At 68.5% G+C, this 12,875-nt stretch carries 10 protein-coding genes and 1 pseudogene; 9 read left to right on the top strand and 2 right to left on the bottom strand.

What is annotated here, in order from left to right; translation table 11 throughout:
• Positions 1-69 precede the first annotated feature (69 nt).
• The gene (locus tag DVH02_RS32910) at positions 70-732 is read right to left on the bottom strand and encodes a guanylate kinase (RefSeq protein ID WP_158575978.1); all 663 of its coding nucleotides are present in this window, start codon (positions 730-732) and stop codon (positions 70-72) included.
• 479 nt (positions 733-1,211) lie between these two features.
• On the opposite strand from DVH02_RS32910, the gene DVH02_RS32905 reads away from it, so the two are divergent.
• From DVH02_RS32905 to DVH02_RS32870, 8 genes are all read left to right on the top strand, one after another.
• Complete coding sequence (locus DVH02_RS32905; RefSeq protein WP_114627510.1) at positions 1,212-2,399, top strand: M16 family metallopeptidase; 1,188 nt, start codon at positions 1,212-1,214, stop codon at positions 2,397-2,399.
• Complete coding sequence (locus DVH02_RS32900; RefSeq protein ID WP_114627509.1) at positions 2,396-3,247, top strand: hypothetical protein; 852 nt, start codon at positions 2,396-2,398, stop codon at positions 3,245-3,247. Before DVH02_RS32905 ends, DVH02_RS32900 begins: the two co-directional genes overlap by 4 nt.
• Positions 3,244-4,203 (top strand): ABC transporter ATP-binding protein, encoded by a 960-nt coding sequence (locus tag DVH02_RS32895; RefSeq protein WP_114627508.1) that lies wholly within the window; start codon positions 3,244-3,246, stop codon positions 4,201-4,203. The genes DVH02_RS32900 and DVH02_RS32895 overlap by 4 nt, the downstream gene beginning before the upstream one ends.
• Positions 4,200-4,967 carry an ABC transporter permease gene (locus DVH02_RS32890; RefSeq protein WP_114627507.1) on the top strand — a complete coding sequence of 256 codons (768 nt, stop codon included), beginning with the start codon at positions 4,200-4,202 and terminating at the stop codon, positions 4,965-4,967. Before DVH02_RS32895 ends, DVH02_RS32890 begins: the two co-directional genes overlap by 4 nt.
• Before the next feature lie 11 nt (positions 4,968-4,978).
• Positions 4,979-5,770 (top strand): ABC transporter permease, encoded by a 792-nt coding sequence (locus tag DVH02_RS32885; protein ID WP_114627506.1) that lies wholly within the window; start codon positions 4,979-4,981, stop codon positions 5,768-5,770.
• A 116-nt stretch (positions 5,771-5,886) separates the two neighbouring features.
• A complete protein-coding gene (gene ahcY / locus DVH02_RS32880; RefSeq protein ID WP_114627505.1) occupies positions 5,887-7,302 on the top strand; it encodes an adenosylhomocysteinase in 1,416 nt (471 codons plus the stop codon).
• Positions 7,303-7,357: 55 nt separating this feature from the next.
• The gene (locus tag DVH02_RS32875) at positions 7,358-8,326 is read left to right on the top strand and encodes a cupin domain-containing protein (protein WP_114627504.1); all 969 of its coding nucleotides are present in this window, start codon (positions 7,358-7,360) and stop codon (positions 8,324-8,326) included.
• A gap of 13 nt (positions 8,327-8,339) precedes the next feature.
• On the top strand, positions 8,340-9,632 hold the full coding sequence (locus tag DVH02_RS32870) for an aminotransferase class III-fold pyridoxal phosphate-dependent enzyme (RefSeq protein ID WP_158575977.1): 1,293 nt from the start codon (positions 8,340-8,342) through the stop codon (positions 9,630-9,632).
• A 72-nt stretch (positions 9,633-9,704) separates the two neighbouring features.
• Here DVH02_RS32870 and DVH02_RS32865 read toward each other — a convergent pair.
• Positions 9,705-10,625, bottom strand: a pseudogene (locus DVH02_RS32865) (non-reducing end alpha-L-arabinofuranosidase family hydrolase); the annotation flags it as partial.
• Positions 10,626-11,295: 670 nt separating this feature from the next.
• Between DVH02_RS32865 and DVH02_RS32860 the strand changes: the two are divergent.
• Entirely contained in the window at positions 11,296-12,726 is a 1,431-nt protein-coding gene (locus DVH02_RS32860) for an endo-1,4-beta-xylanase (protein ID WP_114627501.1), read from the top strand.
• The last annotated feature ends 149 nt before the right edge of the window (positions 12,727-12,875 follow it).

The following is a 12,875-nucleotide window of genomic DNA, read 5'->3' as shown; positions in this document are numbered from 1 at the left end:
GGTACGGGAAGTCCCGGTCGGCTCTCCGCCGACCGGGACTTCCCGTACCACAGCTCGGAAAATGCCACGTCACCGCACTGGCGGGTCGTAATAGCGCAGCAAGGTCGGCCGCTTGTTGAGCGTGTAGGTCCGGAGCAGACTCCGCTGTCGACTCATGCGTGCTTTCTCTGCCGCCCGGATGGCCTGGAGCTGTCGAAGAGCGTGGTCGAAATTGTCGTTGACGACGTGATAGTCGTGCTGTTCGACAAAGTCGAAGTCTCGTTCGGCCATACGTCGGCGCAGGACGAGTTCCTCACTGCTCTCGCTGCCTCGCCCGGCCAGTCGCTCCCGCATCGCCGCGACACTCGGTGCCATCACGAAAATTCCGACGGTGTGATCCGGATAGAGGCGCCGGAGATTGAGATAGCCCTCGGGTGAATAGTCGAAAACCAGATCGCGGCCTTTCTCCAGGGCTTCTTCGACGGGAGCGCGCAGTGTGCCGTAGTACTCGTCGTACGACGGATGTATCCACTGCGCGAATCTGCCCTCGTCGATCATCGTGAGGAAGGTGTCCCGGTCGACGTAGTCGTAGTGCTGCTCGGTCGCGCTCCGTGGCGGGCGGGTCGTCACCGACCTGGTGTACCCGATATCCGGATCGGATTCGAGCATGGCCATCGCGAGCGACGTCTTGCCCGTCCCGGAAGGTCCGGAAAGGACATAAAGGCACCCTTCCGGTTCGGCGGTCAGGAGCATGTCTTCAGGTTTCACTGCGCTGGGGCCTTTCTTCGTGTCCGTATGTCGCGTATGCGTCTGGCGGCTGGCGCCTGCATCACGAAACTTTCTCCAGGATGACGTTTTTTCATGCCTGGAAACGAGAGTTGTCCGTTGTCCAATAAAGGGAGAAGTTTCCCGTGTTTCGTGGTGCGACAGGGGCCCGTCCTGGTTGTCCATTGTGCAACCCTCGAACATTGGACAACATCTGGATCTTCCTTCTTCGTCATGCCATATTTATTTCATTCGGCAGCGGAAATCCGTAGGAGACAACTCCGCCGGGACGCTGTCAACCGAAAAGAAAGAGGTATCGCTATGCGTCAGCACGCTTCCTCCCTCCGTCCGCGCCTTGACAAGATCAAGAAGCGCTGAATCAGCTAGTCAGAGTGGGCGCCACCGCTTTTCGCGGTGGCGCCCACCGCATTTCAAAAGATCTTCAGTCGCTCAGGCGGGAAAATCTGATGCTGGATCACTGCTCGACCTATTCGGTCGTTGACGAAGGACTGAGAACGGCGGGAATCTGCCTCGCCGTCGACTACGGCGCCAGGCACGACCCCGAGCGACACGGCGGCATGGCGCACGTCCTGGAGCACCTATTGATGTCTTATCCCCTCGTGGGCGCGGACTCTCTGGCCGAGTACGTCGAGCGGCTCGGCGGCAGGACCAACGCGGAGACCGGCCTTGAGCACATGCTGTTCCACGCGCAGGTCCTCGCGGAGGACACCGAGGAAGTCCTCGGCCTGCTGCTGGACGCGGTCGGACGGCCGCGCCACGACGCCGCCGTCCTGGAGTCCGAACGCACCGTGGTGGTACAGGAGCTGGCCGCCGCCGCGGCCGATCCGGTCGACACGGTGCAGGACGCCTTTCTCGCGGATCTGTTTCCCGGGCACGCCCTGGGACGGCCGGTCGGCGGCACACTGCCCGAGGTCGAGGCACTCGGCCTGTCCGACATCAGCGACGGTCATCGGGACGTGTTCCTGTCGAGCCGTTCCGCGCTCGTCGTCGTCGCACCGTTCACTCCGGCGAGCCTGCTCCCGGGAACGCCGAACGGCGCACGGCCCGCCGTGAACCTCCGGCCTCGGCCTGCCGTCGCCCCGGGCAAGGTCGCCCCCCGAGCCCCCCGCTGGGCCGACGACTTCAGCTGGGTGTCGATAGGCGCCCGATCCGCACCCGCCGGCGCGCCCGGACGGCACTGCTTCCAGATCCTGGCCGAGCTGTTCGGCAGCAGCGCGGCCTCCCCCTTGTACCGGACGCTGCGCGGCGAGAAGGGGCTGGCGTACTCGTTCCAGGCATGGGACCGGGGCTACACCGAGGCCGGTGCGTGGCGGGTGCTGGTCGGCGCCGACACCGGCAAGGGCGAAGAAGTCATCGAGGTGGTGACCCGGGCTCTCATGGCCATGGCCGAGCACGGCCCCACCTCGGTGGATCTGGAGACCGCACGGCGGCAGGCCCGCAGCGCCATGCTGTTCGGTACGGAAAGCCCCTTGGAACACGCCCAGTTGCTGGCCCGGCAGCGGGTGAAGGACCCGGGCTGGACGGTCGAGGTGGAAGAGAAGGCTCTCCAGGACGTGACGGCGGAGGATGTCGCCGCGGCGGCAGCGCGGATCCTGGACGGTCTGGTCGTCACCGTCCGCCCGGAGGCGTCATGACAGTCAGCGCGGCCTACCTGGTGGGCGCCCGGGAAGCGGGATTGCTCGCCCGGTACGACGAACTGCCCTTCGTCGCGGGCGAGTACGAGGAGCCCGTCAGGAAGGAGCCGCAGTGGCTGGTGACCTACTGCGACCCCGCCCTGACCCGGCTGCCCTCGTGGTGGTCGGCGCTGCCGGGTCTCGCTCGGGCCGCCGTTCCCCGGGCGCGGTCGGTCGTCCTGCGCGCTCCGGCCGACGCCGTTCCGCCCGCTCCGTGGCGCCGCCTCGTCACGTACCTGCGGTACGACGGCGTGCCCGCCTCCGCGGGTTCCGGGGACGGGGACTGTGAAGTGCTGCCCGCCGTTCCGGCGCACGACGGACCGATCCGGCGTTGGCTGACCATGGCGCTCTCGGCCGCTGCCGTGTCCCATGGAGCACCCGCGGGACACACCGCGGATCCCTCCTTCGCGGACACCCTGCTGAACAGCCCCGGCCGACTGAGCTTCGTGGCCGCACAGGGCGGCGAGGCCATCGGCCACGCGACGTTGCTGTGCGACGCGGAGGACGAGGTGACAGGGCGCGCCCATGTCGAGCTGTTCGACATCCTGGTGGAGGCCGGCGACGCGGACCGGAGAAACGCCACCGGCGTGCTCGTCGCCGCCGCGGCGCGGCACGCCGCCGGCCTCGGACTGCCTCTCTTCGGCAATGTGGTCCACACCCCGGCGGCCGAGGCGGACCCGGGCGAAGCGGTCGTCACCGTACTGGGCGGACAGGGCTGGCGGGTTGACCACGTCCTGTGGGAAAGGCCGCTGTTCGCGCCGGACTCCGGCGGCGGTGTGCCGTCACCCGGCGGGGAGGCGGCACGGTGAGCGCTGTCGAGACCCGCCGGTTGGTCCGCTCCTACCCCGGGCGCAAGGACGACAGCGGCCGGGTGCGGCTGGCCCTTGACGAGTTCGACCTGCGGGTGGAACGGGGCGAGGTGCACGGGCTGCTGGGGCCCAACGGCGCGGGCAAGACCACCTTGTGCCGCATCCTGTGCACCGTCCTGCTCCCCACGAGCGGCACCGCCGAGGTGCTGGGGCACGACGTGCGGGCGGAAGCCCATGTGGTGCGCCGCAGCATCGGTATCGTCTTCGGCGGCGAACGGGGCCTCTACGGAAGGCTGACGGCTCGTCAGAATCTCCGTTTCTGGGGCGCCCTCTACGGACTGAGCGGCCGGGAACTGCGCCGTAGGGCCGACGTCTTGCTGGAACGCACCGGGCTGTCCGAACGCGCCGACGACCGTGTGGACACGATGTCGCGCGGCATGAAGCAGCGGCTCCACATCGCGCGGGGGCTGGTGACCGACCCTCCCGTGCTGATCCTCGACGAGCCGACGATGGGCATGGACCCCGTCGCGGCGCACGACTTCCGGGAGATGATCAAGCAGCTCAGGAGCGACGGCCGTACCGTGCTCCTCACCACCCACGACATGCGGGAGGCAGAGGCGCTGTGCGACCGTGTCACCCTCGTCGACCACGGCAAGGTCATCGCCACGGAACCGACCGGGGCGGTCGGCGCTCTGCTGGCACACCGCAACCGTGTCGACGCCGCCGAAGTCCCGCCGGAGACCCTGGCGGCGCTGCGGGCGATGCCGGGGGTCGAAGCCGTCGAGGCAGGGGCCGACGACACGGTCCGGATCATGACAGTGGACGCGGCGACCGTGACCGAAGCGCTCCGTCTGCTGGTGGCGGCGGGAGTGACCCGGCTCAGTACGGCCCCACCCGGGCTTGAGGAAGTTTATCTGAGCCTCATCGGCAAGCGTGGCATGTCGGTGCGGCGATGAGACTGTTCCTCAACGGCTTCACCTTTCAACTGCGCCTTGCCCGCACCTCGCCCGACACCTTCCAGGTATGCGTCACCGCGCCGCTGTACACCCTCATCTTCCTGTCCATCAGCGAATACGGCACGGGGCCGGACCTCACGGCCTACGCGATCGTCGCCCCGACTCTGATGTCGCTGTGGATCTTGGCGTTGTCCGTCGCGGGTACGGCCCTGACCGAAGACCGGGACCTGGGCACGCTGGAAGGCCAGATCGCCGCCCCCGCGCCCATGGGACTCACGTTCCTGGGCCGGATGTGCTCGGTCGTGCTCGTCGGCCTCGTCGCGTTCGCCGAGACCTGGCTCGTCGCCGGGCTCGTCTTCGGACGCTGGCTCACCGTCCCCCACCCTGTCGTTCTCGGCGCCTGCCTGCTGGTGACCGGTGCGGCGACCGCGGGTACGGCGGGGCTGCTGTCCCCCCTCTTCATGCTGACTCCCTCGGCGCGCACGCTCCAGAACACCTTCACCTTCCCCTTCTACCTGCTCGGGGGTGTCCTCGTACCCGTCGACGTCCTGCCGCACTGGATTCAGCCCGCTTCCCGCGTCGTCTTCCTGTCCTGGGGCGCGGACCTCATGCGCGACAGCCTGGCCGGTCCCGCCGTACACAACCCGGTGGGACGGCTGCTGGTGGTGCTGCTCCTCGGGGCCGCCGGTTACGGGGTGGGCATGGTGCTCCTCAACCGGGTCGTGGGGCGGGTCCGCCGCACCGGCACTCTCTCCCAGACGTGAAAGGCCCGGTCGTGCAACCGTTCCTGGTCATCCGGCACAGCGCCGCCAACGCCTTCGCCGACATGCGGGCCATCTACACCTGGCGGGTCTGGCTGTTCGGCTGGCTGGGCCGGATGCTCGCGCAGGTCACCTTCTTCACCCTGCTGGGCAGAAGCGCAGGCGGCGGTGACGAACGCATCGCCTACCTGGTGATCGGCAACTCGGTCATGACATGCGCGCTCGAATGCATGTCCGTCGTCGCGTCGACCACGTGGGAACGCATCTCCGGCACCCTCGTCCTGCTCGCCGCGGCACCGGCGAAACCCGTCTGGGTCTTCTTCGGCCGTAGCGTCCAGTGGCCCATCAGCGGCAGCGGCACCTCCATCGTGGCCTTGTTCGGCCTCGCCCCGCTGTTCGGCGTCACCTGGCGTCCGGCACAGGTTCCCGTCCTGATCCTGTTGGTCGTCCTCACCGCGCTGACCACGTACTGCTTCGGCCTGTTCCTCGCCGCGCTGGTGCTCAACGCCAACGGAATCCGCAACATGGTCTCCCAGACGGCCTATCTGCTGATGATGATCGTCTGTGGCGTCAACGTTCCGGTGGGTGAGTGGCCCGCTCCCGTGCGCGTGGTCGCGGACGTCATCCCCCTGACCCACAGTCTGCGGGCGATACGGCTCGTCGCGGCCGATGCCGCCCCCGGGCCGGTCGCCCTGGCCGCGGGCCAGGCGGTGCTGTGGGGCGCCCTCTGGCTGACGGCGGCCTACTTCGCCTTTGACGCCTTCATGAACCGGGGCCGCCGGGCAGGGGGGACCGACATCTTCTGAGCCCGGTCCGGCCGACTGCCCCGCGCCGCGCCGGGACTTGGATCTCTCACCATTTCCCGTCACGAAAGACGAAAGAGGTCAGATTCGTGGAAGCTCTCTCCCCTCCCCTCCCCTTGATGCCTTCGCGCTCCTACCGAGACGACTTCGCGGTGGCCGACCTCGGACTGGCCTCCGCCGGGCGCCGTGCCATCCTCCTGGCCGAGCACGAGATGCCGGGCCTCATGGCCCTTCGCACGGAGATGGGCCCCCGGCAGCCGCTCGCGGGCGTGCGCATCACCGGTTTCCTGCATCTGACGGTCCAGACGGCCGTACTCGTGGAGACACTGATCGCGCTCGGCGCCCAAGTGCGGTGGGCGGGATCCCACCAGGACTCCGCGCAGGACGACGCGGCCGCGGCGCTGGCGGCCGGCCCCCACCGGGTCCCGGTCTTCGGCTGGAAAGGCCAGTCCCGGCGAGAACTCTGGTCGAGCGCGGGCAGCGCCCTGGCCTGGCCCGACGGCAGGGGGCCCGATCTGCTGCTCGACGACGGCGCCGGTATGACACTGCTGCTCCACCACGGCGTCGCCAGGGAGAAGGGCGAGGATCCGAGCCCGTACGGCGTCGGCCTGCCGGCCGAAGCGCTGGCCCTGATCGACGAGTTCCGCGAAAAGGACCCGGCGTTCTGGAGCCGGACGGCCGCCGCGGTACGGGGCGTCAGCGAGGAGACGACGACCGGCGCCCACTACCTGCACCAACTGGCCGATGCCGGTGCCCTGTTGTTCCCCGCCATCAGCGTCAACGACTCGGTGACCAAATCGAAGTTCGACAACCGCTACGGCTGCCGGCACTCCCTGATCGACGGTCTGAACCGGGCGACCGACGCCCTCATCGGCGGCAAACTCGCCATCGTCTGCGGATACGGCGACGTCGGAAAGGGCTGCGCCGACGCGTTGCGCGCCCAGGGCGCGCGGGTCGTGGTCACCGAGATCGATCCGATCTGTGCCCTCCAGGCCGCGATGGACGGCTACCAGGTCTCGGTACTCGACCGCTTCCTCGAAGAGGCCAACATCGTCGTGACCACCACAGGCGGTCCGGGTGTCGTGACCGCCGCTCACCTGGCCCGCATGAGGCATCAGGCGATCGTGGGCAACATGGGCCACTTCGACGCGGAGATCGATGTGACCGGTCTGGAGCAGGCGGGCATCGCCACCCGGGTGCCGGTCAAGCCGCAGGTCGACGAGTGGGTCTTCCCGGACGGCCACTCGGTCATCGTGCTGTCCGAGGGGCGGCTGCTCAACCTGGGTAACGCCACGGGGCACCCGAGCTTCGTGATGTCCACCTCGTTCAGCAACCAGGTGCTCGCCCAGATCGAGTTGAACAGCCGGGACCGGCCGATCGGGGTCAGCACGTTGCCGAAACTGCTCGACGAAAGGGTCGCCCGGCTGCACCTGGCGCACCTCGGTGCGGAGTTGACGACCTTGACGCAGGAGCAGTCACGGCGCCAGGGCATCCCGGTCGCGGGTCCGTACAAGCCTGACCACTACCGGTACTAGACGAGTAGACGAGTAGACGAGTAAGTCCGGGCCTTTACCGTACGAAGGAAAGACGATGAAGGAACAGCAGTCCACCGCCACCGACGGACGCGTGGAGCGGCTCTCGGCCACGCTACGGCTCACACCTGGACCTGACGGCCGGTACACCGGCCCTTGGCACGATGCCGTCGTGGCATCGGGCGACACGGTCATGCGCTGGCGCACGGTGCTGATAGGGCCGCACGCCGACCCGGTGTGGCGGTGCGGCACCGGGGACACCGTGTTGTTCTCCCACGAAGGCACGGCGCACGTCCTCCTTCAGCACGGGAACGCCCGCGTGGCCCACGCGGCCCACGCGGTCCTCGGGAAGGACCTCGCGGCCGGACAGGTCCCTCAGTACACCGTGCCCGCCGGAAGCCACTACGCGCTGGTTCCGCCGGACTCCGGTCACGTCCTGCTGAGCGAGGCACACGTCCCGGGCGAGGCGGAGTGTGAGACGACACCGTTCCCCCGCCCGCGCCTCTCGACGGCGCCGAGCCCCGTCGGTGTCCCGTCGGACAGGAGCAGTACCCGCACGGCGCACCTTCTCGACCTCGCGGCCCATGTGGAGGGCGGCTACTTCCGCCAGATGTACGAGTCGACCGCCACGGTGGCCACCGAGCGGGGGATCCGCACGCTGGCCAACACCATCTACTACCTCCTGGACCGTGCGTCCCCCGTCGGCCATCTGCACGGCAACGTCTCCGACATCACTCACTTCCTGCACCGGGGCGGCCCCGTCCACTACCTGCTGCTGTCCCCGGACGGGGAACTCCACGAGCGGGTGCTCGGACTCGACGTGGAGCGAGGCGAGGTCCCCGCGTTCACCTGCCCCGGCGCCTGGTGGAAGACGAGCTTCCTGCCCGACGGCGTTACGGAGGGCCTCATCAGCGAGATCGTCGCGCCGGGCTTCGACTTCGCCGACCAACGAATGGCGCGGGCCCAGGACATCGCCGCCGCGTTTCCCGAGCACGCACGGCGCCTTGAACGCTATGTCAGCCACTGACCGGAGGAACGCCATGACCACCTCGACCCCAGCCGACGCCGCGTCCTCCGGGAATCTGGTCCAGCGCGCGCACCGCGTGATCCCCGGCGGTGTGTGGGGCCACAACCGTTACCCGGCCGCCTATGCCCCCGACGCCTACCCCTGGTTCGCCGAACGCGGCGAGGGCGCACGGCTGTTGAGCACCGACGGCCGCTGGTACAACGATTTCCTCTGCGGATACGGCGCCATGATCAACGGCTACGGCCGTGCGGAGGTCGATGGCCCCGCCGTCCGGCGCGCCGGTCACGGCCCGACGCTCACCACCGCGACCCCCAGCTCGGTGGAGCTGGCCGAACTTCTCGTCGACCTGGTCGACGGAGCGGCCTGGGCGACGTGGGGGACAAGTGGTTCCGACGCCACGTGGACGGCGCTCCTGCTGGCGCGTGCGCACACCGGCCGCAAGAAGGTGGCCGTCGTCGCGGGCGCTTACCACGGCTCGCACAGCTGGTGCTCCTGGTGCAACGCGCCCCACGGCCGACACCCCGAGGACGAGGCAGCCGTGGTCACCCTGCCGTGGAACGACATCGCGGCGCTGGACGCGCTGTTCGCGGCGCAGGGCGAACAACTCGCCGCCGTCATGATCACCCCGTTCCACCATCCCATTCCCGGGGAGTCCGTACTCCCCGACCCGGCCTGGCTCCAGGCCCTGGGCGTGCACTGCGCGTCCTCGGGAACCCTGCTGGTGTCGGACGACGTGCGCGCCGGATTCCGGCTGGCTCTCCAGGGTTCCCACACCGTCATGGGCTTCGCTCCCGACATCGTGTGCTTCTCCAAGGCGCTCGGTAACGGCTGGCCCATCGCCGCCGTCGTCGGGAGTGAGGCGCTGCGCCCGACCGCGGACACGATGTTCCTGGCCGGTACCTTCTGGAATTCCGGCCCCGCCATGGCCGCGGCCGTGGCCAACGTGGAGTTGCTGCGCAGGGACGACGGGCCGGCTCTGATGCGTACCGCTTCCGACCAGTTCACCGCCGGACTGATCAAACTGGCGGAACAACACGATGTGCCCCTCCGCGTCAGCGGACCCCCGGCCATCCCGACGGTCACGGTGGAGGGCGACGACACGTACGCGTGGATGAGCCGCTTCGCCGTACACATGGCGGCCGAGGGAACACTGATCCACCCGATGCACAACTGGTTCCTCTCCACCGCGCACGACCGCGAGCTGATCGAGGAGAGCCTGGCGCATGCCGACCGGGCCATGGCTCGCACCCAGACGGAACAGGTAGCCGCTCCGGTGGCCGCGGCCGACGGCTCCGACGGCGGCTGAGCGGCTCGTACCCGGGGCCGGACCCTGACCCGGGGCCGGGTCAGGGTCCGGCCCCGGCCCCGGGTCACGTCGTCAGCGTTGCAGTGTCAGCAGACCCGGGCGGTAGGGCAGGAGGCCGTAGTCACCGCCGGAGTTGGGGCTGCGTCCCTGGTAGAGCAGCTGGAGAGCGCAGGGGTCGACGGTCATGGTCTGATCAGGGCTGGTGCGGATCAGTTCGCCGTGGCTGATGTCGTTGGTCCAGCCTGCTCCGCTGTTGGCCTTGCCCGCGAAGGGGTTGCCCTCGGTCGCGGCCTGGGGGGTCCATGAGCCGTTGAGACTGGTGGCCGTGAACGAGCGGAAGTAGCGGCCCTGCGCGCCGATCGCCTCGACGATCATGAGGTAGCGGTTCTGGCCCTGCAGTTTGTAGACCTGCGGGGCTTCGAACAGGTTGTTCGTCGTATCGCTCATGACCACTGTCGAGGTCGTGCCGAAGCTGCCCGGGAAGTTCCCGATCGGCATGCCGGCCCGGTAGATCTTGCCGTTGTCACCGGCGAAGAACAGGTACATGTTCGTCCCGTCGCCGATGAGTGTCTGGTCGATGGGTCCCGTTCCGGAGCCGGAGATGCTTCCGGAGAAGAGCACCTGCTGGGATGACCAGCCATTCGGATTGCTGGGGTCGCTCGACGTCCGGTAGGAGAAGGCGGTTCCGCCCCACTGGTAGGCGAGCACCCAGATGTTCTTCGGCGCGAAGTGGAAGAGCGTGGGCGCGACGGTGGGAGTCGACATCGTGTTCTGGCCTGCCGAGGCCATCTCCGACCAGTTGGTGAACAGGCCGAAGTTCATCGAACCCCAACTCGTCCCCGTGTCGTGCGTCGTCGCGTAGACGAGTTGCCTGCCGTTGTAGGGGACGACGGTGAAGTCCTTGAGCGAGACCCATCCCGGCTTGGGCTGCGCCAGGGCGCCGGTGGACGTCCAGCGGTATGCCGACGGAAGGTCGCACGGGCCTGAGCGGTCGGCGTGGGGGGCCACGGTCGCCGCGCCGACGGGTTGGGCGCCGAGGAAGGCGGCCACGAGGAGCAGGGGCGCGAGGACGGCTGACAGGCGTCCACGCGGACGGACCGGGGACGGGGAGCGGCGTAACCGCATCGGAGTGCCTCCTTCGAGGTGGGGGGCGAGGCGACCGCGACGGACGACGGAGCGGCCGTGCGGGAGGACCCCGGTCATTTCGAAAGAGTTTCGAAGAATTCCCGGAGCCTCTGCCGCCACAAGCTAGGAATCAGGGGCCCTCTGGTCAAGATTTGTCACCGATCTGTCCACAAACAGTGCCTCCCTCTGGGGGCTCGACCGGCTCCGCGCCGACCCGGGATACCCGTGCCCTCGCCTCGGTCACGGCCCCTGGGGTATCCGATGGCGGCGACGCCGGGGCGTACCGTCCGGCTCGCCGGTCTTCAGAAATTTTCGGTCCCGAAACCGAAACTTCCTCTGCGCCGTGTATTGACGGCCCGTCGTCAACGCCTCAATCATCTCTGTCTGAGACACCGGCCATGGTTCGAGATGTCGAGCCGAGTTGCTCCAGGGCAACCCGCGCCACACGGCAGATCCACTCATAGCCGCACAAAAGATCCGCGTACCAGAGCGCCCCGCGCTCCGTCCCTTCCGTGAGTCCTACCCCGGAGGCACAGTCATGGGTTTGTACGCCCTTCCCAGAACCGATATCCGCCGGAAGCTCCGCGGTCTGCTGCTGGCGCTGGTCGTCGGCGTCCTCGGTGTCGTCGCCGCGCTGGCCGCGCCGCCGGGAGCACACGCCGCCGAAAGCACGCTCGGTGCCGCGGCGGCGCAGAGCGGCCGCTACTTCGGCACCGCCATCGCCTCGGGCAAGCTGGGCGACTCGGCCTACACGACGATCGCGGGCCGTGAGTTCAACTCGGTGACGGCCGAGAACGAGATGAAGATCGACGCCACCGAACCGCAGCGGGGCCAGTTCAACTTCACCGCAGGTGACCGCGTCCACAACTGGGCGGTGCAGAACGGCAAGCAGGTACGCGGTCACACCCTGGCCTGGCACTCCCAGCAGCCCGGCTGGATGCAGAGCCTCAGCGGCGGCACACTGCGCCAGGCGATGATCGACCACATCAACGGCGTGATGGGCCACTACAAGGGCAAGGTCGTCCAGTGGGACGTCGTGAACGAAGCCTTCGCCGACGGCAGCACGGGAGCCCGCCGCGACTCCAACCTCCAGCGCACCGGCAACGACTGGATCGAGGTCGCCTTCCGCACGGCGCGCGCCGCCGACCCGGCCGCCAAGCTCTGTTACAACGACTACAACGTCGAGGACTGGACCTGGGCCAAGACCCAGGCCATGTACACCATGGTCCGGGACTTCAAGCAGCGCGGCGTGCCGATCGACTGCGTCGGCTTCCAGTCGCACTTCAACAGCGGCAGCCCCTACAACAGCAACTTCCGCACCACCCTCCAGAGCTTCGCCGCCCTCGGCGTCGACGTGGCCATCACCGAACTCGACATCCAGGGCGCCTCGGCCACGACCTACACCAGCGTGACCAACGACTGCCTGGCCGTCCCGCGCTGCCTCGGCATCACCGTCTGGGGTGTGCGCGACAGCGACTCCTGGCGAGCGGAGCAGACGCCGCTGCTGTTCAACAACGACGGCAGCAAGAAGGCCGCCTACACCGCCGTCCTCAACGCGCTCAACGGCGGCACCACGACGCCCCCTTCGGATGCCGCACCGATCAAGGGCGTCGGTTCGGGCCGCTGCCTCGACGTGCCCGGCGCCAGCACCACCGACGGCACGCAGCTCCAGCTGCGGGACTGCGGCAACGGAACCAACCAGCAGTGGACGTACACCGCCGCCGGTGAGTTCAGGGTCTACGGCGACAAGTGCCTGGACGCCGGGGGCACCGGCAATGGCACCAAGGTCCAGATCTACAGCTGCTGGGGCGCCGACAACCAGAAGTGGCGCCTCAACTCCGACGGATCCATCGTCGGCGTCCAGTCCGGCCTCTGCCTCGACGCCGTCGGGGGCGGCACCGCCAACGGCACCCTGATCCAGCTCTACTCCTGCTCGAACGGCAGCAACCAACGCTGGACCCGCGCCTGAGAGGACCTGCCTCGAACGGAAGGGTGAACCGATGAAGACCCACGTCGCGGCTTCTCCGCTCCTCCGGGAAGACATCGCCTGCGACTCTCGCGTGCCGGTCGGCTCAGAGCCTGTCGGGTGACCTCTGCTCGGGCGGCCACGCCCTGGCC

Origin of the sequence: Streptomyces corynorhini (assembly GCF_003346515.1) — a bacterium.
Taxonomy (GTDB): domain Bacteria; phylum Actinomycetota; class Actinomycetes; order Streptomycetales; family Streptomycetaceae; genus Streptomyces; species Streptomyces corynorhini.
This window is presented reverse-complemented; position numbering and strand designations above follow the sequence as displayed.

Coding starts and splice junctions, on each gene's coding strand:
- DVH02_RS32910 (WP_158575978.1), bottom strand. CDS start 732: ATGCTCCTGACCGCCGAACCGGAAGGGTGCCTTTATGTCCTTTCCGGA.
- DVH02_RS32905 (WP_114627510.1), top strand. CDS start 1,212: ATGCTGGATCACTGCTCGACCTATTCGGTCGTTGACGAAGGACTGAGA.
- DVH02_RS32900 (WP_114627509.1), top strand. CDS start 2,396: ATGACAGTCAGCGCGGCCTACCTGGTGGGCGCCCGGGAAGCGGGATTG.
- DVH02_RS32890 (WP_114627507.1), top strand. CDS start 4,200: ATGAGACTGTTCCTCAACGGCTTCACCTTTCAACTGCGCCTTGCCCGC.
- ahcY (WP_114627505.1), top strand. CDS start 5,887: ATGCCTTCGCGCTCCTACCGAGACGACTTCGCGGTGGCCGACCTCGGA.
- DVH02_RS32875 (WP_114627504.1), top strand. CDS start 7,358: ATGAAGGAACAGCAGTCCACCGCCACCGACGGACGCGTGGAGCGGCTC.
- DVH02_RS32870 (WP_158575977.1), top strand. CDS start 8,340: ATGACCACCTCGACCCCAGCCGACGCCGCGTCCTCCGGGAATCTGGTC.
- DVH02_RS32860 (WP_114627501.1), top strand. CDS start 11,296: ATGGGTTTGTACGCCCTTCCCAGAACCGATATCCGCCGGAAGCTCCGC.